This window comes from Pseudomonas sp. Tul2A7, assembly GCF_054790505.1.
Map to the genome: position 1 here is coordinate 359,343 of NZ_CP186499.1, position 21,966 is coordinate 381,308.

11 protein-coding genes are annotated in these 21,966 nt (G+C 57.0%); 5 read left to right on the top strand and 6 right to left on the bottom strand.

Annotated elements, in window-relative coordinates:
• Positions 1-14: 14 nt before the first annotated feature.
• The 3 genes from ACOYXJ_RS01760 to recQ form a co-directional block, all read right to left on the bottom strand.
• A complete protein-coding gene (locus ACOYXJ_RS01760) occupies positions 15-1,784 on the bottom strand; it encodes a FimV/HubP family polar landmark protein (RefSeq protein WP_460367578.1) in 1,770 nt (589 codons plus the stop codon).
• A gap of 127 nt (positions 1,785-1,911) precedes the next feature.
• Positions 1,912-2,346, bottom strand: coding sequence for a MarR family transcriptional regulator (locus tag ACOYXJ_RS01765; RefSeq protein ID WP_016984207.1), 435 nt, complete (start codon positions 2,344-2,346; stop codon positions 1,912-1,914).
• Positions 2,347-2,848: 502 nt separating this feature from the next.
• Positions 2,849-4,978, bottom strand: coding sequence for a DNA helicase RecQ (gene recQ, locus ACOYXJ_RS01770; protein WP_460367580.1), 2,130 nt, complete (start codon positions 4,976-4,978; stop codon positions 2,849-2,851).
• A 395-nt stretch (positions 4,979-5,373) separates the two neighbouring features.
• Here recQ and ACOYXJ_RS01775 point away from each other — a divergent pair, with 395 nt between their 5' ends.
• The 5 genes from ACOYXJ_RS01775 (at position 5,374) to ACOYXJ_RS01795 (ending at position 15,161) form a co-directional block, all read left to right on the top strand.
• Positions 5,374-5,961 carry a UPF0149 family protein gene (locus tag ACOYXJ_RS01775; protein WP_007919726.1) on the top strand — a complete coding sequence of 196 codons (588 nt, stop codon included), beginning with the start codon at positions 5,374-5,376 and terminating at the stop codon, positions 5,959-5,961.
• Between the two features lie 10 nt (positions 5,962-5,971).
• Positions 5,972-6,367 carry a YbaN family protein gene (locus tag ACOYXJ_RS01780; protein WP_150708304.1) on the top strand — a complete coding sequence of 132 codons (396 nt, stop codon included), beginning with the start codon at positions 5,972-5,974 and terminating at the stop codon, positions 6,365-6,367.
• Between the two features lie 123 nt (positions 6,368-6,490).
• Entirely contained in the window at positions 6,491-9,037 is a 2,547-nt protein-coding gene (locus ACOYXJ_RS01785; protein ID WP_460367583.1) for a hypothetical protein, read from the top strand.
• A 780-nt stretch (positions 9,038-9,817) separates the two neighbouring features.
• Positions 9,818-10,177, top strand: a complete 360-nt coding sequence (locus ACOYXJ_RS01790) for a DUF6124 family protein (RefSeq protein ID WP_460367585.1) — start codon at positions 9,818-9,820, stop codon at positions 10,175-10,177.
• 463 nt (positions 10,178-10,640) lie between these two features.
• Positions 10,641-15,161 carry an Ig-like domain-containing protein gene (locus tag ACOYXJ_RS01795; protein ID WP_460367587.1) on the top strand — a complete coding sequence of 1,507 codons (4,521 nt, stop codon included), beginning with the start codon at positions 10,641-10,643 and terminating at the stop codon, positions 15,159-15,161.
• Between the two features lie 65 nt (positions 15,162-15,226).
• On the opposite strand, the gene ACOYXJ_RS01800 is transcribed toward ACOYXJ_RS01795, so the two are convergent.
• The 3 genes from ACOYXJ_RS01800 to ACOYXJ_RS01810 all read right to left on the bottom strand — a co-directional run bounded on the left by ACOYXJ_RS01800 (position 15,227) and on the right by ACOYXJ_RS01810 (position 21,749).
• Positions 15,227-17,506 carry an autotransporter outer membrane beta-barrel domain-containing protein gene (locus tag ACOYXJ_RS01800; protein WP_460367589.1) on the bottom strand — a complete coding sequence of 760 codons (2,280 nt, stop codon included), beginning with the start codon at positions 17,504-17,506 and terminating at the stop codon, positions 15,227-15,229.
• Positions 17,507-17,734: 228 nt separating this feature from the next.
• The gene (locus tag ACOYXJ_RS01805; protein WP_460367591.1) at positions 17,735-19,684 is read right to left on the bottom strand and encodes a hypothetical protein; all 1,950 of its coding nucleotides are present in this window, start codon (positions 19,682-19,684) and stop codon (positions 17,735-17,737) included.
• Positions 19,685-19,817: 133 nt separating this feature from the next.
• Positions 19,818-21,749, bottom strand: a complete 1,932-nt coding sequence (locus ACOYXJ_RS01810) for a hypothetical protein (protein ID WP_460367593.1) — start codon at positions 21,747-21,749, stop codon at positions 19,818-19,820.
• Positions 21,750-21,966 lie beyond the last annotated feature (217 nt).

Below are 21,966 nucleotides of genomic sequence, written 5' to 3' on the forward strand. Positions count from 1 at the left end.
CAAAACCATCGGGTTCAGCGAATCCCCGCCAGCAACGTCCGCGCCGTTTGCTTCAACGGCTCATCCCCTTCCTTGAGCAACTCATTGAGCAACGCAATCGCACTGTCGATGTCACCGTCATCGATGCACGTCTGCGCCAGTTCGAGCTTGCCGGAATTTTCGTCGTGGACCGGCTCCGGTTCCTGCAAGTCCAGCGGTTGCAACGCCAGTGACGGCTCGGGATCAGCAAACTCATTGAGAAAATCTTCATCCAGCGGCTCGGTGTCCGGTTCGGGGATCCACTCAAGCTCAGCGTCTGCGCTGGTCGCCTCCGGCAACTCGAAATCCTGAGGCAGTACTCGCAAGCCGGAACCCAGCGCCGAGGTGTCAGCCGACGGTTCGGTTGAGGCCGGGCGACTGTCCTCCAGATCCCAACTGGAATCCATCGACAGCTCGCCCAGATTCAACTCGAAATCATCTTCCGGCAGCTGTGGTGCAACGACAATGGGGGCCGCCGCAATGACCGTCGGCGCGCCGGCCAATAGCGCGGCACTTGCCAGTTTCGGATGTCGAGCGCGCACATCCTGCAACGTCTGGACAGGCACGCCCAGCTCACGCAAATGACTTTCCTGTTGTTCAAACGCGGCGCTGTCACCCTGGCGCCCCAGTACTTCAAGCAACTGCAAACCGATATCGGTGCGCTCCGGTTCTTTGTGCAAGGCATCGCGCAGCAGCCCGGCAGCTTCGCCGAGTCGGCCATAGGCCAGATAGATCCCTACTGCTTCCAGCACATCACCCGCCGCCGGTTCTTCACGATGTTGGGCAGAGACAGAATCGCTGACTGATCCTGCGTTTTCGGCTTCAGGCAAATCCGGCTCACTGCCCTGCGGCAAGAGCGGTTGCGGTTCGTCAGCCGGTGTCTGTTGTTGCCGGCGACGGTGCACAAACAACCCGGCCAGTGCCCCCAGCAACAGCAACAAGCCACCAAGCAATGGCCAGTTCAAACCGTCATCGCCGGACGCGACCGGCGTCACAACAGGGGGCGAAGCCGGTACGGGTGTCACTACAGTCGGTGGCGGCGCTTGCTGAAGTTCGACCAGGCGCGTTTGCAGGTCAGCGATCTGCTTCTTGCCGTCGGCAATCTGCACATCCTGTGTCTGCAGTTTTGCATTGAGTTCGTCGACAGTCTTTTGCAGTTGCTGGCCCAGCAACACACTGGCGGCCAATTGCTCGGCCAGCGCATCGTTGGCGGGCGGGGTGGCAGGCGTTGGCAGCGTATCGCGCTTGCCCTGAGCTGCCTGCGGCGCAGCCACGGCCGGCTCTACAGCAGGAAAACCGGAGGATTGCGCCAGTGGATCCGGCTCATCGGTGGCCGGCACGATACCCGGCGAACCCGGTGGATCGATCAACACCGTGTACTCGCGCAGCAAACGGCCATTGGGCTGATTGAGCTGCACGAGGAAATTCAAGAAGGGTTCGTTGACCGGTTTACTGGAGGTCACCCGGATCATCTGGCGATTGCCATGCAGGATCGGAATGAACTTGAGGTCGTTGAGGAAGAACACTCGCTCGACCCCGGCCTCGGCGAACTCATCCGCCGTAGCCAGACGCACCGCCAGATCGTTTTGCGTCAGCCCGCCGACATCGACCAACGCGATGTCAGCCTTGAGTGGCTGATTAAGGCCTGAATGAACAGTGATGTCACCCAGCCCCAAGGCCATCGACCAGGCCGAATAGCTGAAAACACCGACGACCAGCAGCCATTTGGCGCCACCGCGCAGTACCACGTGCCGACTTGCGAGCATGAGCATCCCTTAAATAAGCAAAACCGACTTCTATGCGTTCGCACATCCGGTACGAACACGATATTGCCCAGTAGTTCTTATAGTCGGCTCAGCGCGATCTCTCAAAGATACGGCACGGGGATGTGCCTCAAGATTTTTCCAGGTTGCCCAGAATGTGCCCGTGAACTCGCATGCACACCTTCAAATCCGCCTCGTCGACGCCTTCGAACAACTCGTGACGCAGCTGTGTTGCAATGGTTTCGATTTGCTCGATCAGCGGCAGCGCCGGCGCGCAGAGGACGATTTTTTTCGCCCGGCGGTCTTCCATCACGGACTGGCGTTGCACCAGCCCCTGGCTTTCCAGACTATCGAGCAAGCGTGCAAGGGTCGGCCCTTCGACGCCAACGCTCTGCGCCAGCTCTCGTTGGGTTGGCGCCTCTTCAAAACGCGCCAGATGCAGCAGCACCAGCCAGCGCGCCTGGGACAGACCCAGCCCGGCCAGTCGGCGGTCCAGTTCGGCACGCCAGCCACGGGACATCTGGGCCAGTTGCATGCCAAAGCGGTGTTGATCGGTTAACGGCATAAAACACTCACGGTTAGACTGAAAATAAAGAAAATCTAATTATTAGCCAGCTAAGCATGAGCTGCAGTTATAGGCAAGTGGCGGTCTGTACTGAATCGTTACATCTTGAGGTCCCTCACCCTAGCCCTCTCCCAGAGGGAGAGGGGACTGAATGGGGGATGCTTCAGATATTCAGCGACTTGGGAGTGCTTTGCTGAATCCAGAATTGGCAGGCCCTCACCTTAGCCCTCTCCCGGAGAGAGAGGGGACTGAATGGGGGATGCTTCAGATATTCAGCGACTTGGGAGTGCTTTGCTGAATCCAGAATTGGACAGCCCTCACCCTAGCCCTCTCCCGGAGGGAGAGGGGACTGAATGGGGAATATTTGGGAATTACGCCGACGTGGCAGATCGGCGCTGAATCCATAATCGACTCGGTCATTCAGGTCGATGTATGGCGCAAGACACCTCGGTCGGCCCCCTCTCCCTCCGGGAGAGGGCTGGGGTGAGGGGCGACGGCAAAATTACATCTCGAATTCCGACTGCAACGCAGCCCGCACGCAATACAGCACGCCCTCCGGCACACGCCCGGCAAACAGCTCCGCAACCTCGGCGACCGATGGCAACTCGCCCTCGCCATCAAGAAACGCGTCCTGCACTTCACCCATCAACTCTTCAGGCAAATCCAGTGCCTGCTCGAGCGACAACTGCTGCTTGCCGATCGCCTCGGCGAGCATGGTGTAGACGTTCTTTTCCGAGCACTGCAGCTGACCGGCGATCTGCAGCGGCGTCATTCCAGCGCGGGCCAGGGTGATCAGTTCGTGGCGCACGTCGGCCACCGCTTTCGGCGCCTCGACCTCGCCGCCGAGCACTTCGAGGAAGGCATCGCCGTAGCGTTCCAGCTTGCGCGCACCGACGCCGCTGACCCGGGCCATTTCTGCCAGTGAAGTCGGTTGGCTGCGGAGCATTTCCAGCAGCGTCGAATCGGGGAAGATGACGTACGGCGGCACACCATGTTCTTCGGCCAGTTTGCGTCGCAGCGCGCGCAGGGCTTCCCACTGTTCGCGCTCTTCGCCGCGTACCAGTTGGCTGGCCGGGCTCTTGCTCGCGGTTTTGGCGGTAACCTGCGGTTTGAGGTCGCGGCGCAATTCAAGGCTCACTTCGCCCTTGAGCAACGGCCGGCAACTGTCATTCAGACGCAGACCGCCATAGCCTTCGTGGTCGACATCCGCCAGACCGCGCGCGACCAGTTGACGGAACAACGAGCGCCATTCGCTCTCGCTCAACGCCTTGCCGACGCCCCACACCGACAGGTGCTGATGGCCGAAACTGCGGATTTTTTCGTTGTCCTTGCCCAACAGCACATCGACCAGATGGCCAACGCCATACCGCTGGCCGGTACGGAAAATCGCCGACAAGGCCTGACGTGCAGGCTCGGTGGCGTCCCAGGTCTGCACACCATCGACACAGTTGTCGCAATGGCCACACGGCTCGGGCATGTCTTCATCGAAGTACGCGAGCAGGATCTGACGACGGCAACGGGTTTCTTCGCACAGCGACAGCATCGCGTCGAGCTTGTGTTGCTCCAGACGCTTGTGCCGCTCGTCACCTTCGGAGTTCTGCAGCATCTGCTTGAGCATCACCACGTCTTGCAGACCGTAGGCCATCCACGCATCCGCCGGCAGCCCGTCACGACCACCGCGCCCGGTCTCCTGGTAATACGCTTCGAGGGATTTCGGCAGATCGAGGTGCGCGACGAAGCGCACGTTGGGCTTGTCGATGCCCATGCCGAACGCCACGGTGGCGACCATGATCAGGCCTTCCTCGTTGAGGAAGCGCTTCTGGTTGAAGGCGCGCAGATCGTTGGGCAGGCCGGCGTGGTACGGCAGCGCCGGAAAGCCCTGCTCACTGAGAAACGCCGCGACTTCCTCGACTTTCTTGCGTGACAGGCAATAGACAATGCCGGCATCGCTGCGCCGCTCGGCGAGGAACGCCAGCAACTGCTTGCGCGGCTGCTCCTTGGGCACGATGCGGTAGAAAATATTCGGGCGGTCGAAGCTCGACAGGAAGCGCTCGGCATTCTGCAGGTGCAGGCGCGTAACGATTTCTTCGCGGGTACGCTTGTCGGCGGTGGCGGTCAGGGCGATGCGCGGTACGTCGGGGAACAGCTCGGCCAACTGACCCAGTTGCAGGTATTCCGGACGGAAGTCGTGACCCCACTGCGACACGCAGTGCGCTTCGTCGATGGCGAACAACGCAATGTCCAGGCTCTGCAGGAATGAGAGCATGCGCGGCTGCACGAGGCGCTCGGGCGCCAGATACAACATCTTCACTTCACCGCGCTTGATCCGCGCCGCGAGATCGCGCTGCTGTTCGGCGCTCAAGGTGGAGTTCAGCGCGGCGGCGGCCACACCGAGCTCTTCGAGGGTGGCGACCTGATCGTCCATCAGCGCGATCAGCGGCGACACCACCACCGCCAGGCCATCGCGCAGTAAAGCCGGCACCTGGAAGCACAGGGACTTGCCGCCACCGGTAGGCATCAGCACCAGCGCATCACCGCCGCTGGCCACGCGCTCAATGATTGCACCCTGACGGCCACGGAAACTGTCGTAGCCGAAGATGTCCTTGAGGACGCGTTGAGCCTGTTCGAGCATAAAAACTCCAAAAATCTACCGAAACATCCCTGCACAGGCTGGTTCAGAACAGCCGGGGCTGCTTAAACAAAACGTAAGAGCGCATTGCACGACAACCGCAATACGAGCAGGGAGCGCAAAACGCGGCAGTATACCCGAGGCCTTCGCTGCACAGGGTGCCGCTGATAAGACACTGATAAACCTGCCACACAAATCCCATGTGGGAGCGAGCTTGCTCGCGAATACGGTGGGACAATCAATACAAAGGTGCCTGATACGGCGCTTTCGCGAGCAGGCTCGCTCCCACAGGATTTGTATGCAGCCCGGCAATTGCGGCAAATCTGCCATGCGGCTGGCTTGAGCGCGCAAGAAGGCCTAGAATTCCCGCATTGTTTATTCCCCAAGGTAGCCCCGTAATGTCCTTCGCTGAGCAACTGACCCGCCTGCAAGTTTTCCTCGACGCCGACGAGCTGCATGACGAGGCGCTGGATTACGTGGCCGCTCACGGCTACCTCACCGCGCTGTCGATCTGCGCAGAAGACGTACCGGAGCGTGAGTGGATCGACGCCCTGTTCGCCGAAGAGCCGCATTACAGCAGCGACGCCCAGCGCGAAGAGATCGAAGCCACCCTGATCGGCCTCAAGGCGCACATCGCCCGTCAACTGGCCTCGGATGAAGAATTCGAGCTGCCATGCGAACTGGATCTGGGCGAAGAGCCGGATGATTCCGAACTGCGCGGCTGGTGCATCGGTTTCATGGAAGGCGTGTTCCTGCGTGAAGCCGCCTGGTTCGAAACCGCCGAAGAAGAAGTCAGCGAAATGCTCCTGCCGATCATGGTCGGTTCCGGCCTGTTCGACGAACAGCCGGAATTCGAAGACATCGCCAAAGACGCCAACCTGATGGACGACATGATCGTGCAGATCCCGGAAGCCCTGACCGCGCTGTACCTGCTGTGCCAGGCGCCTGATGAAAAACCGGCGATCCTCAAGCCACGTCACCACTAAGATCCGGCCTATGGACAATCCCATAGGCAACCGCCCCCTGATGTTGCGCTACATCCTGCTGGCCATCGGCTGGCTCAGCGTGGCATTGGGGGTGATCGGGATTTTCCTGCCTGTTTTGCCCACCACTCCTTTTCTCCTGCTCGCGGCGGCGTGTTTCGCTCGCAGCTCTCCGCGCTTTTATCAATGGCTGGTCGAACACCCACGACTGGGACCATGGATTCGTGACTACCTCGATGGCAACGGCATTCCGCTCAAGGGCAAGATCTACGCGATCGGGCTGATGTGGGCCAGCATTCTGTTCTCGTGCTATCTGGTGCCGCTACCGTGGGCGCGGGGCTTCATGCTGACCAGTGCGGTGCTGGTGACGGTCTATATCGCGCGCCAGAAAACGCTGCGCAAATCCTGAGCGGGCGGTGAACGAGGCTACCGATCATCGGAAAGCAGCCTTGACCTGTCAGATCTGACAGGTGCGCAATTTGCCGTTTAGCCGTTCAATCACTCCGTCCCCTTCCCGCACGGAGCCGATGCCATGTCGACGCCTGATCAGCCTCTCGCCCTCACAGAACTCAACATTCCCGGTCGCAGCAAAGACCCGGTATCGCAGGATCCCGATATCTGGGGCATCAACATCGCGGCCGCGCAGGGCAACTTTCCTCTTAACGGTCTGCTGTGCCAGGCGGGGCCGTGGGGCAACATGGCGCAAGGCGACAGGTTGACGATCTTCTGGGGCACCGGGCAGAACGTCTGGGTGGAAACCGTCGACAAGACCGAGGTCGGCGCACAACTGCGCATGTTCGTGCCTTCCCGGCACATGGTCGATGGCTCGTTCGCGGTGTCCTATGTGGTCAAGCCGCTGGGCGGCGCGGATCAAGACTCCGAAGTGATGCAGGTGCTGGTCAAGCTCACGCGCCCGGGCGGGCACGATGACAATGGTGAAATCGGGCATTCCAAACTGATCATGACCCTTCCCGAGGACATCGTTGATGGCGGCATCCACAAGGACAACGTCGAGGACGGCGTGCTGATCACCCTTGGCAAGACCGATGGCACAGCGCCCTACCCGTACGCGGCGGCGGGCGATGTCTGTCGCGTCAGCTGGGGCGGGATCTTTGTGCTCAGTGAGCCGCTGACCCAGGAACAGGCTGAAGGCAAGGCGCCGGTCATCGTGACCATTACCGAAGCCGTCATCCGCGAGGCCGGTGATGCGGAAGCGCCCGGCGTGGCGGTGGTTTTCGAAGTGTACGATAAGGTGTTCAACCGCTCCGAGGACTGGAGCCCCGAGCAGCGTGTGGCAGTGGCCGTCAACGCGGACCCGCTGGACGCCCCCATCCTCAAGGAAGCCAAAAACAATGAGCTGGATCTGGACGCCCTCGCGGGCAAGCCGGGTACTGCACAAGTCGCCACCTCGAAGCCGAAATTCGAGCTGGGCGACATCATCACTGTGCGGGTCAAAGGCACGCCGACCGAGGGCGCGCCGATTGACTTCAAAGTGGAAAGCGCACCGCTGGACAACCTGCCGAGTGTTGTCGAACTCGAACTGCCCAACGCAATGCTGATGCAGCTGGCAACGAACAGATTCTCCTTGTCCTGCAGCGTGAAAAAAGCCGACTCCCCTCCCCATCTGCATTCCAAAAGCCAGTTCATCCGCGCCATCGGCGAAGTCCAGCGACTGGCCGCGCCGATCATGCTGGATGCCGTGTCCGGGGCGCTGGACCCCGACCTCACACAGGTGCGTCTCAAAATCCCCTTCGACAAATCCTTTGACGAAGGCCAGGTCCTCAAGATATTCATGCTCGGCACCAGGTCCGACCTCGGTCCCTACCTGCCTGACCTGCCCTTACGTCCCATCACCCATAACGACATCGTCGACGCGACACCGCTGCTGTACAACATCGACGGCAAACACCTGGCCCCGGTCAACGGCGGCAAGGCCGAGTTCTACTACCAGCAATTGATTGCCGAGACGGTGCTCGCCACGCTGGACCCGTACGAGACCACCCGCGCCATTCGCGAGTCGATCCACACTGAGATCCTGCAAGTCGGCGAACCCCGCCTGGAACTGCCAGAACCCGAGGTGGCTGGCGTGGTGAACGGCGTCCTGCCCGCCGAAACCGCCGGCACCACCCTGACGGTGCCGCATATCGAAACGGTCAAAGGCGATGAAGTCTTCATGTTCTGGATCGGTTCGATCACCGGCGAATATACCGACTCGATCAAGCTGAACGATTTCACCGCCGGCCAGCGAGTACCGTTCCCGATCCCGGCGGCGGTGATCAAGGGCAATGAAGGCGGATCGGTGATCGCCCGGTACGAGATCAAACGCGCCGCCGGCGGGACGAGTTATTCCAATTCGCGGGTGTTCCGTGTTGGGGTGGCGCATGTGAAACCAGAGATCATCTCTTTGAAAGATGGAGAAGGATTCGAGATTTCTCAGAGCCCACAAGGGATGACTGCTCATCCCGATATCGTTTTGAAAGGTAAAGCCACCCCAGGATTCAAGGTTGAAATTTTGGATGGCTCCATACCCTGTGGTACGCCAACCGCTGATAGTAATGGTAACTGGACCCAAGCCATAAGCGGAGTGATACTTGGCGATCATAGCTACATTGCTAAAGCTCTTTACGGAGAAGGGCAAATATCAAATGCACTCGGCGTAACAAAGGCCTCAGGAACAGAGCCCCTTTTTCTGCGCATGTTTTGGGATGTTGAAACAACGGTTCATCCATCGTTCGAAAGAGATTCGCAACATTTAGTGTTTGCTTTTCTTCCGCAACCTGATAGATCAACAGGAATACGCGCCTTATATCATCAGGAGTATGCGCTCCACATGGACAGCACCCGCGTATGGTGCGAACGCTACGGTGGCAGTTCTCATGCAAGCTTTTTCCTCATGGAGCAAGCAAATGGCTCTTTAGTTATTAAGGGCTACTACCATAATAACGTTTTAGCGATGGGGTATTCAGGTGGAGTTAGAAGCGAAATTCTTGATCCGAATGATGTCAATTCTCGGCAGCGATTTTGGTGTGATTTAAACAATACAAACACGATAATCCAGCTCTTTTATAGTAAAATCTAACCCCTCCCTTTAAAGATATCTGACTATTTAGAGATACGAAAACAATGGGGTAATTACTCGATGGTGATGTTCGTTCCGGAGTACTCACAAAACTAATCCTGAGCTATGCGCTAATGAGATGACCCGTCACGCAGAGCTGCCTTCGGGGATGAGGCGGGGAAAAGAGTACGCATTTATTATCGCAGGCGATAAATCGGCTGGTGGATAATCTGGAGTTGCCGCACTAGTGCGCCTCTTTGACATTCTGGAATGATAAGTCGGGCGGCTGACGCCTGCCCGCGAAGGCGGCGTCACAGCCTCTACATCGCTTCAAGCATGGAAAAAACCTCTGCCGCGTCGACTCGGGGCAGCAGTTTTTGTCGTTTCGACAGGAGGTTTTTCTTAACCATTCCACGAAAGACCACTCGTCGGATACCACCTTTTAAACTGTGGTGTTTAAAAGACACCTCCAGACACGCCTTCCAGGCTACAAATTCTTGCGCCATTGCCTACAGCTACGCCAGAATCCGCCGGCTTGTGCGCCTTGGGGGCGGGTTCTATTGTGGTGCGGTCGCTGACGAATCAGCGATCGGGTTTAGCGACTCGGACCAACTCAGTGCATCAGCGTTCGTGGCTTCGTTGTGGGACTCTTTGCCCGCAATTACGTTATGGCGGCTGTATGCGGGAGACCTTTGGGTCTACCGGTGTGCCTGAGACCGGTTCGCTAACCTGCGTACAGCTGCCACCTTCACCTGTTTAGCGACAGAGAAAGAGTGGCTCCATAAATTCAGGAGCTTCACCATGATCAAACCAACACCCAACCCACCCGAAACCGACCTCACCTCGCCCTACGAATCCCTCGATTCAAAAAAACTCCACGAAGCCGCCGACCGCGCCCTCGATCACTACCTCTGCCCACCCGGCTCGACCCCACCGCCACGCAAAACCCGCCGGATGTACGCCGTCACCGCGGACTTCAAAAACGAGGAACTGCTGGCCGATGCCAGCGAAACACTTGCCTCAGCCAGAACCATCGCCCATGACTTCGCCCATCTCATACCTGCGTCGCAACGCAGGACGCTGTTGGGGATTGCACAGCTGATCATGCTCGGCGAACTGGCGGTGAATCGGGTGATGGATAATCTGGAGGTGCCGCAATAGCACGGTTCTGTGGCACGCCTTGAGTGAGGTGTTGTGGCTGCTGACGTCTTCGCGGGCGAGCCCGCTCCCACAGGGATCTGCGCCGTTCACAAACCCCTGATCCACCGACGAACCTGCGGGAGCAAGCTTGCTCCGAGCGACGATCCGACAAAGGCGACCTCACAGCCAGCACATGTCTTCAGGCATAAAAAACCGCTGCCCCGTTGAATCGGGACAGCGGTTTTTGTCGTTCCGACAGCAACATTTTCTCGTCCAAGCCACAGACGACCACTCGTCGGATACCACACGGAACCTGTCAGACTTGACAGGTGTGCAAACACTTCAACACAGGTTCAATCACTCCATCACCCGACACGGAGTGCACGCCCATGTTCGCCATCCACCCCGCGCTTGCAAGCACCCCGCCTCTCGATGAATTCGACTACCACACGACGCCTGCGCGCTCTTCAAGAGGTCTTGCCTGATGCCTTCTCACACACTTTTCCGCTTCCCTCCCCTGAGGGAAGGCAATGACACACTGGCGCTGCGCCCGCTGCTGATTCCGGGGATGCTCGAACCGGCGCAAGACGGCGATGGCGGGATCAACATCATGGTGGCCACTGACGATCCGCAGGGCCTGCTTTGCGTGATCAATCCTTATCTGCCCCCCATGAAAGAGGGGGACAAACTCGAGATCCACTGGAACAACGAGAAAGTGCTCGAACGACTCGTAGCGGCCGACGAAGTCGATCAGCGGGTGTTCTTCTATTTGCCGACGCCGGCAGAGTCGGGATGGGCTGAGAATTGCCATTATGTACTGACCCGCGTGGGCGAGACTCAGCCTGATCCACCGTCGGCGTCCTTGCGGGTATTGATCAAGCTTTACAAGCCGGGAAATCGTGACAAGGCACCCCATTTGCCCGACGGCCATTCAGAACTGAACATCGTGCAGTTGCCGCCCGAGCTGGTCGAACAGGGCGTCATAGACGCCGAATGGGCAAAAAACGGGGTGCCGGTCACAATCCCTCACTACGTGTACTGCACGCGGAACGATAAAGTCAGATTGCAGGTAGGCGACTATTCGCTACCCGCGCACCTCATTACCCAAGACCAGGCCGACGACAAGCAACCGATCGAAATCCGCATCGAACAGGAACACATTCTCCGCGTCGGCGATGGCCTGAAACGGGAAATCAAATACGACATCAATGATGAAGTGTGGAACTGGGCCGACCGCCATTCCAAACGCACCTACATCGACGTGGACGCCGGCGGCTGGCGCCTGGAACCGCCAATCTTCAAGGAAGCGGTCAATAAAGTCATTACCATCCGGGATTTGAACAAGCTGCCGGTAACAGTACAGATCCACGTCAACCCCAAGGACTTCAGTCTGGGCGACATCGTGACAATGACCTTCATCGGTAAACCGCCAGGCAACGCTGAACCGATCGTTTGCAGCGAAACCCGCGAGATCGACAACATTCCCACGGTGTTGGAAATCAAGGTGCCCTATGACTTGATCAGAACCCTCGCTCTGGGCACCGCCGACGCCTCTTATATTCTCTACAAAAAGGACGGCGACCCGCTGTCTTCCCAGCGGATCGTTGCGAATGTAGTTGGCGACGTCAACATGTTGCCCGAGCCGACCCTTCGCGAACTGATCGGCGACACCCTCGAACCGGACGAGCCCTACGCCACCGTCGATGTGCGCTACGGCATGAAAAACGGCGATCTGATCTGCCTGAGATGGTATGGCACCCGGTCCAATGGCGACGAGTATGAGCACGAGGTTCCGCATATCGTCAGCGACAACGAAGCCAAGGAAGGCGTGGTGACGTTCTACATCAATGATGAACACATCAGTGTGCTTGATAACGGCACGCTCGACCTTTCCTACGTCGTCGCCAACGATGCGCCGGGTCTTCTCGCTATCACGGAGTCCGAGCGCTTGCTGGCTAAAGTCGAGAAGATCCGGGCAACGCTGCCTAAACCTGTTGTCGAGGAGGCCGAATCGCCTGGGGATGTGCTCGATCCATCGAAAGTGTTCGACAGCGTTCACGTGCTGATCGGCGAGGCGAAAACCGTCAGAGGTGATGTGCTGACGTACTACTGGCGAAGCCCCAACCCCTTCGGCAGTACCAGCGACTGGCTGCCGATCACCACTGTGAGTGAAGGCCAGCCTGTGCGCTTCAGAGTCGACAAGGAATATGTCACGTCGAACATCGGGCAGTACGTGAAAGTGCGTTATTCGGTGTTGCGCGCCTCGAACGGACGACATGAATATTCGGCCACGCTTGATCTGCTCATTGGTGAGCTGGTGGGGGATTTGCCGCCGCCCGATGTTATTCAGGCGCCTGACGGAACACTGGACCCGATGAGTGGGTTGACGGGCGTCGATGTGAGCGTCGGTTACCCGAGCATGAAGCCCGAGCAGGACATGATCGGGTTGAAGTGGCTGGGCTCGCCGGGAGCGGGCACATCCGAGGATCTTGAGCTGCCAGGGCACTCGAGCGGCACTGTTCGATTCCACCTGCCAGCTACAGTGGTGGGTGCAAACATCGACAGACGCGTCACGGTTCAATATGAGGTAACGCGCTATACCATCACAACGCCTTCGCAAACACTGGATCTTTACATTTCAGGGTTTTCCGACCCGGAAAATCAGTTGCCTCGCCCGCAAGTCCCCCAAGCAGCGAATAACGTTCTGGATCTGATGACTTTCAGCGGCGATGCGAAAGTTTTAGTCGCAACGTGGTATTACATTGCTCCGAAACAAGTCATCTGGTTGTTCCTTGAGGGAGAAACCACATCCGGTACCCGGCACATCATCAAGATCATTGACGGCAAGGAAATAACGCCGACGCAAATAAGCAACGGCCTCAATGAAACACTGCTCAAAAGCGAACTGATGAAACTGGGTCACTCCACCCCGGCCACCGTCGTTTGCAAAGTGGCATTCGATGGTGACGGTGTGGAAGATCGCGCTTATGTTTTTCCCCGATTGCCACTGACTATCAGAACCCGCTATGACTACATCACTCCGGTCATTACCCGAGTGTCGGATTCACGCAGTGACATCGAAGAAGGTGGTAAAACCCGCGATAATGAAGTCACCATCACCGGCACTGCCACCCGAGAGGAAACCATTGAGCTGTTCGATGCAATTTCCACTTCAATGGGAACTGCAAAAGTCGGAACGGACAGCAGCTGGAGCCGCAAGATCGGTATCTTGACGGAGAGAAACTACAGCATCACCGCCAAGGCTCTTTATGGCGCCGATCCTGTATCCAGCACGCCCAGAACCTTTACCGTCAAATTTGCAGAAACCCCCGAAGTCCTCGCCATCACCGACTCGCGAGGCCCCGTCCAACCGGGCGCCACCACTTATGACAACAGTGTCTTCGTGGAAGGCAGCGCGACCCCCAACCTGCAAGTGCGCTTGCTCGGCGCCGATGCGCCGGCCATTACCCTGGATGTCGACGAGCAGGGCAAATGGAGTCACCGCCTTAACAATCTGAAGATCAAGACTTATAGCCTCACCGCCGAGGCGCTATACGATATTGATCCGCCGGTGGGCAGCCCCAGAACCTTCGTGGTGGCTCAGGCCGTGACACCGACGATTTCACGGGTGAGCGATATCCGCAGTGACGTCCCCATGGATGGCACCACTTATTACCGAACCGTTACTCTGACCGGAAAAGCCAGCCCCAACGAGAAAATCACCCTGCTCGACGTCAACAAGCCAATCATCACCGTGGACGTCAAGCCCAGTGGCGATTGGGATTATGTCTTCAACAATCTGACCTTGAATATCTACCGTCTGATCGCGAGGGCCGAATACGGCAGTAATCCGGAGTCAGCCCCGCCCCGGGTGTTTACCGTGGCTGCCTTTATTTCTCCGACGATCACGGCCGCTGTCGACTCCGTCGGCCCGGTTGCGCAAGGCGCAATCACGTATGACAGTACGGTCACCTTAAGCGGTGAAGCCACTCCGAGAGAACAGATACAGCTCTACAACAAAGGCGTGCCCGTTGGCTCACCGATCAACGTCACGGCCAACAAAACGTGGACGACGCAGGTCACCAGTCTGGCGATCACCTCCCACAGCATTATTGCCAGAGCATTGTATGGTGCTGTTCCGGTGGACAGTGAACCAAGGAACTTTTCCGTCGCTGCCCACATCGCCCCCACACTGACATCGGTCCATGACGGCATCAGTGAGGTTCAACCGGGTGGGCAGACCAAAAGTACTTCGGTGACCCTGCGAGGCACCGTCACACCCAACCGTCAGGTGCAGATTTACGATAACAACAACCCGAAGCACACAGTGCGCGCGGTCGGCAACATTTGGAGTACGACATTGCCGGTAGGCCTTGGCCAACATGAAGTCAAAGCCAAGGCCGTCAGTACCGAACAGGATACGGCGTCTCGCCGTTTTTCGGTCATTTCGCCGATTCCGCCGCTGGTGTTCAATACGACCGAGGTGCGGCTGACTGGAAGGGCCTTTCTCATTGCCAATTGGGCGGCCTATCCGAATTTTGGGCCAGGTACCTCGGTGCACCATAGGGCAAGCGGGGGGGTACCGAATCCAAACTATCATTACGCGTCCAGTAATACGGATGTTGCCGTAGTTGACGGCACGGGTCTGGTGACAGTCAGGGGCAATGGACAAGCGCGAATCACAGCCAGTGACAGTGTAGGTCAATCCCAATCCTACTTGGTGCATGTATCGGGAGTCGTGCATTGCTACGGCCTGGATGGAGGAAGCTGGAATACCATTAACGGCCGGGCTGCGGCAAAAGGAACGCGATTGCCAAGCATGGGTGAGCTCAGAGAAATCCATAGTCAATGGGGCGGGCGTTGGCCGATGGGTAACTTTTGGTACTGGTCAACTGACCGACAATCCTCTTGGCCAATCGTCCGCTATTACATGAAAAATCTGGTCACTGGCGCAGAAGCCCACGTGCAGCATTACGGCACTGCGCTTGGGGTGGGAATCAGATAGGGCAGCGTACATCGAATGTAAAAATGCCTCGCAAAAGCGAGGCATTTTCAGGTTCAACTTATCGACTACCAGCTATACCTCACCCCGACATTCGCCCCCCAAGGCTGCTCGATATGCTCGCCTTTGGCGTAGTCGAAATCGGCATGCACCTGCCATTGCGCCGACATCGCCACCGCCACCCCCGCACCGAACTCGGCGCGAGAACCCGACAAGTCATTGTTGAACACGTTGTTGTTGACCTTCACTTCGTTGTTCGAGGCGAACTCATGAGCAATCGCCGCGCGCACGTAAGGCTGCGCGACAGCGCCGTTACCGAAACCGAAGTTGCGCCCGAACGTGGCACCGGCCTTGCCCAGCAGAGAGCGCATGCGATCGCCATCGGCCTGCATGTCGTTGTTCAGCGTGTAGCGTTTACCCTGGATCTGCACCGCCGACAGTTGCGTGAAAGGCTCGACGAAGTAGCCGTCTGCCAGTTTTATATGACGACCGAATTCCGCCGAACCGCCCATACCCCAGTTGTCGTAATCGCCTTTGGTGCGGCTGCCGTCACTCAGACGGACCTTGGACTCGTTGCGAAAGCGGTTGAACTTGAGCACGCCGTCGAAGTAATAACCGCTATCGCTGTCGAGCCAGGTCACGTAGGGGCCGACGTAGTAACTTTTCACCGTGCCCGAGGTGCCACGGTTCAAGTCCAGATCCGACTCGCTGGTGCCCGCCAGCACGCCCACCAGTACCTGGCTTTCACCCACTCGGGCGTCAGCGCCAAGGGACAGGCCCTGCTGCGTCTGCTGGTAGCCCACGCCCGAACCGTCGGCTACGTTGTATTTGTTGCCGTACGTGCGGATCCAGCCGCCAGACTGTCCGCCATTGAAACGCAGCTCTCCCATGCGGCTGCGCAACGACGACAACTCGCCGTACCACACGGTCGGCGCGGTGTTGAACAAGGCCAGTACCGAGCGCGCGCCGGGGCTGATGACTTCGGTGGTCGGGTCGAGAAACCACTCCTTCGCTCCCCCCTCGATTTCCCGACTGGCCAAACTATAAGACCAGGTGCCGACATCCACCCGCTGATCGCCAGCCAAGGCAAAATTTGCACCGTCGAGGGTGCCGGTACGCACCAGCGTCAACGCTTGCGGCGAAGCGGCGTCCAGGCCAGAGGCCGCAACCGCCAGCGCAAAGTCCCCCGCCGAAGCACCGATGACATTGAGAAAATCATGCTCACCGCTGGCGAAATCGCCCTTCATCGCAAAGGCCCCATTGCCGGAAAGTGAGCCGACATTGAGCGTGTAATACGGACCGGGAGCGTCCTGGGCGCCAAAGGTGACGGTGCCACCGTTCATGCCCAGTGCACCGATCGAATCGTTGCCGGTGAGTGTCCAGTTGGAGTTGCTGTTGACGTTCACGCTGTCGACATTGTCGAGGCGCCCGGTCAATTGCGAGAGGTTGTCCAGCGTGACCGTGGCGGTAGAGCTGCCATCAACCAGAACATCTCCGTTCATCCTCCCTTGATCGAAGGTCAGATCGGCGGTGCCGCGGTCGGAAATACTGATATTGCCGTTCAAAGTGCTTTTGGCAACTGTCACCGCAGCCGTCGAAGCATCCTGGACATCGAGCAGAACGCCATTGCCGGCGAGTAGAGTTGAGTTGTTCAGAATCGCTACATTAACCTGCGCGCCACCCTCCACAAGAACAGCTGACGATGCTCGACCTTCGAGCGTGGCTCCATTCAACGTCAGATGCGTGTCCCCGACTCCGGCAGAGTCAGAGGACATCCGCACGCCATTCGCGCCGCCGCTGATCGTCGTGCCATTGGCCCGGACCTCACCGCCGAAGTACTCGATGCCGACACTGTTATCACCCATACCTGTCACCTCGCCGCCATTGAGTTCGAGCGTACTCATCCCTGTGATCAATACACCTGCGGTACCACCTCGGATTATGCTGCCGCTCACCACCGCAGAAGATCCTGAACTCGTCCCGCCCTGACGTGTAAGCCATAGCGCGGCACCATCACTGAACAGGTTTGCGCCCGTTACTGTTGCCTGGCTGTTAGTAACGGTTATGCCGCTGTTGCCATTGCGCCCGGAAAAACTCCCTCCCGTTGCATTGATGACAGACCCGGTCTGGACGAAAACCTCATACGATTGAGCGTCAGTGGTATTCAAGACACCACCATCATGAACCAGATAATTATCGATGCCTGTATTCACATCGATGTCCAGGTTCTGGCCCGCGCCTACGTCAGTCAACGCCATCAAAGGTGTACTTATAAAGAAAACAGGTGAAACCAAAACACCCACCCGCCGAATAAAAGAACGACCGCTATCGGATCCGAACACACTCATCACCACCACTCCCTTCCAAGAAAACCGCACACCTGTCAGGCGTACCTATTGCGCCGGTAGACTACATGCCGCTATATCCCGTGACGCGTAGGACAAGTCCTAAATCGACCGAGAATTTTCCGCATAGACAGTCAGAACTTTATGCATCTGAGAAATAGAGCGCATAGAGTTCTGCAAAATAAAAAAGGAAGACATCTGCCTTCCTTTTTCACTCCTGTTAAGTAGCCATCATGTCAACGGGCAATTTCCGCCAGAGCCATCACGAACGACAACTTGTACGGCATGTTTATCTGAAGTTTCCAGACGCCCCTTTACTTCCACCTGATAAGTTATTTCTCCGCTGCCATCCTTGATTGGCAGGAGCGCAGCATCATGCGGCAGATAAACGGTAAATCCAGCCGTGTGCTCGTTTCCGGTCAGTTTTTTCTCAAAAGGATAATCAGGTACGGGCACCGGATCCGTACCGTCCCACCCTTCACCTTTCCAGGTAAAGGTTAACTCCATGTTTTCTTCCAATGGAGCGCCTCCCGGCACATCCACAACCGCTGCCCAACCGACATTGGAGATATTCTTCAATGAAGCGCAGTTCAGGAATTCATCTCCGCCAATTGTCTCCAGGAAACCGATTTTTGGGGTTGGTAAAGTTACCTTGACAACGTACACACTGACCGGCTGACGCAAGGAACTGTTGGGATTATCATCCGGGTAGGCTGGATTCGTGATCTCATAATGAACGGGGATTGCCAGGTCGTTACCTTGCTCAGTTATAAACGCATGAGGAATTGTAAAGTCGATCGGATCATCGTCATTTTCAGTGCCGTCCAGGGTTACTTCGCCGCCAGGGCCAGGCACAGCGACACCGCCCCAATAGAGTTTATAGACATCGCCAACTTCGCGAATTTTGTCAACGATTGTCGCAGCCGTGCCGTCAAAGCCCGCATCGATCAATTCGAACTTGTTAGGGTCCGTAGTTTTGTCTGCCTGGACGGTAACCGGACTCAAATTAGGATTGCCGATTTCCGGATCTTCCGGGTCAGGTGGCAGTGTACCCGGCCTGCGTAAATCGACATTGACCGGAACAGCCGTTGTCTCAGGGTATTCCTGCGTACCCCGCCATACTGAATAACTCACAGTCACAGCCCTTGGCCCGAGCCCATTGCGTTTTACATCCGCGTAAGGCACATCGAAAATCATTGGAAAGCCCTCGGACGCGAACTTTCGCGGTAGTGCAATACCGTCCCAAACCAAAGCTACCTGGTCAAGAGGATCGATATTGTCATACCCCTGGATAACGACCCCCACATCGGGAAATGCATCCTTGATCGAGATAAGGTTGTCCGGGTCGGGTGCCTCAGGCACTTCAAGCGGTTTCAGGTTACTGGGCGCGGGCATGAGTTCTATAACGACGTCAAGCTCGTGGGAGCTCGGCCCTTCATTGCCGACACGGTCCATCCATTTGTAATAAATAATTCGTTTGCCGTCTCGGCTGCTCTCGACCTGCGCTTTGGTCAACTCTACCTCCATGTCTGAAGTTCCGCTATCCGGCGCGGTATACTCGCCTATGAACGCTCCCGGTTCACTGGCCCCCATATAAACTCTGGCAATATCGCCGGTTCTACGGTCAGAGTGCAGTGGAATCTTCAACTTAATCACTGGGTCGGCGTCCAGTCGCTCTTTGGTAATGCGACCATCGCTGTATTCGGCGGGTAGTTCGACCTCCCCTCCCGCCACGTCCTTGTTGGGTGCTTCTTTATCTACACGAATGAATTCCGCAGGGGAAAAGTCTCTGGGCACACCACCATAAGTCAATCGATAACTTAGTGAAAACAGCCCTTCAGCGATTGTTGCGGAGGCGGGCAGTTTTAGCGTCTGCGTACTAGTGACCGGCGTAACTGCTGTTAGTGGATCTCCGGCCGGGACACCCTGCCATAACAACTGCAATATAACTGGCCGACCCGGCGGCGGGGTGGGAGTAATAACGAGGACTTCCTCAATCAGAACGTCATTTTCCACTCCCTGAAGTGATTTGGGTAATTTGTTTGGGTCATCCCCCACCACATCGTCTAAGAGCCCCTGCAATTGCGGTGGTGTGGGGGCTCGCGACGGTTTCGCTGCGCGAGCAGCCTTCATGGCAGCCCTGCCAGGATCTTCACCGGTCAATTTCTTGTAAGCAGTCATCTCGTGTATCTCCGTTCATTCCAACTAATTTATTTAAAATCCAGGATTTACGACATAAAAAGTTCCCCCGACTCAAAACTTGAGCCGACTTACACACATCTTTCAAACGCTTCAGATTTTCACTAAATACTATTTAAGGACAAACAACTTCGTGAGTGGGTGAACACACCTTGCCACTGGGCATGGTTCGATTAATGATGACAAATTCAGGGAGTGACTTACCGATACTGCCGTCCTGTTTGTTCAGGATGTAATAAACCAGTGCGGAGCCGTTATCCACCATGGGTGCAATCAGCTTTTCATAATCGGACACTACCCAGTCAAAACCGTTGGCGGCGTCCTCGGTGGACAGCGTTTTAGTAAATTCTGCATAGGCATCCGCTATAGGATCGGTGCCGTTCAGACCTCTGCACCCCTGCCAGTAAATCACCACGTCGTCCTTCGTTGTGAAACTGCCGTGAGGTGGAATGTGTACGGTGACCCCTTCCCACAAGCGGGGTCTGGAACAACAATCGAGTACGCCTTGTTTCCCTGCATGGGGAAAGCTCGGCTCTTCAAGATCTGTGATAACAACGATCGATACAGCAACTTCAGTAATGCGCGAGTTCTGCTCGTTAACGCCATTGCGCGTGACGTAATAAACCGGCAACTTTGGATTTTCCAGGTCGGGTTCGATATACACCCAAGGAATCTCGAGTTCGACAGGTTTGCCCGCTACATCGCCCGATTTCACCTGATAGTTGGCCACGGGATCGGCGATTCCGCCCCAATACACATCGATCTCTTCCAGCGCATTCGGGTGGTCGTACAGGGTCAGCAGTACTTTTGCCGGCAAGCCAAAGTCGACGCCCATGATTTTGTTTGGCTGGTCGGACTTTTGCCCACGCACCTCCAGTTTGGCCAATGTTTCGTTGAGCAGCGCCGGCGCGTTGGTGTGATCCTGACCGGCGATGGTCAAATCGAGCGCCACCGAAATATCCGGGGATGGTGGTGTATAACTGCCATCCGCCATGCGTATCCGGTAACTCACCCGTGGCCGCAATGGTCCGTTACCCCGTGCGTGCAATACAGGCCAAGGCACGGTGATCTCCAAAGGGAAGTCCGTTGGATCCACCGGGAATTCATCCACCGGCGTTCCATCCCAATCAATTGCCACGCGATGAGTGGCATCAGGAAAATCGTAAGCGTCGATCTCGACCCGCACGTCCTCGCGGGCCTGCTGGCGATCAAGCAAGTTACGCGACAATGGCACACGAGGGGGCGGTAACACGCCAGGCAACGGCGTGAGGTCGACGTATATTTTCCCCAGCTTGGCGTTCGGCCCTGTATTGCCGGCGCGGTCCCTGAGGCGGTAGTACATGTAACGATCTCCCCCGCCCCCCCATTGGCGGATTTCATCGGCATACACCGTAATCAACAGGTGCTTGTCGATGATGTCCTGAGCACTGAACTCCTGTTCTCGGATTTCAGTTTCGCTATCAGGTGGATTCTCTTTATCCGTCCAGTAATAAACCGCTCGATCACCCTCCGCGACATCGTCGTAGAACGGGACTTCTACAATGACCTGCCCATGCTGCGTCAAATAGCTCTCTGTGATGACACCGTTCAATTCGGCGGGAAATATCACGGGCTCGGGTGTGTTGCCGAAATTGGGCTTGGTGGTATCAATGGTGATTTTTTTCCTGGGGAACTCCTTGGGGTTCTGCAGGCTGGGAGAGACCCTGATCGATACCTCGTAGACACCTTGACTCAGCAGGTCTTTTGGAACGGTGAGTGTTTGCGGCCAAGGAACATTGATCGGGACCGGATACTTACGCTCGTTGACTTTGCGGAAGGTTGAACCGAACGGGGTGAAACCCAGTTCAACCAGATCCGTACGATTGGGAATCGTGGTGAAGTCCCAGCCCATATAAGTAACTTCCAGATCCTGCCCCAGTGCCCGCAGCGGCAGCAGACCTGCCGGATCATCCGGGTCCAGGACCAACGGTACTTTCGGCGCTTCGGGCTCAGCACTGTTTTCGTTATGCAGCACGTGCTGATCGGAAGGCGCTTTTGAATCAGGCATGGCACAAACCCTCTGAACAGTTTTCTCGGGATCGCCGTGTAATGTCGAAGATCAAGCGAATGACTGTATTTAACGAGCATCGTCCGAATGCCGCTACTGTCAGAAATTACAGGTATTGCTACCGCTCGTCGGAATTGACCGTCCGCCCGAAGTCGACCCCACTTCTCCCTGCGAACATCTCGATCTGCGATGTCAATTCCGGCCTCTTCGCGTGCAA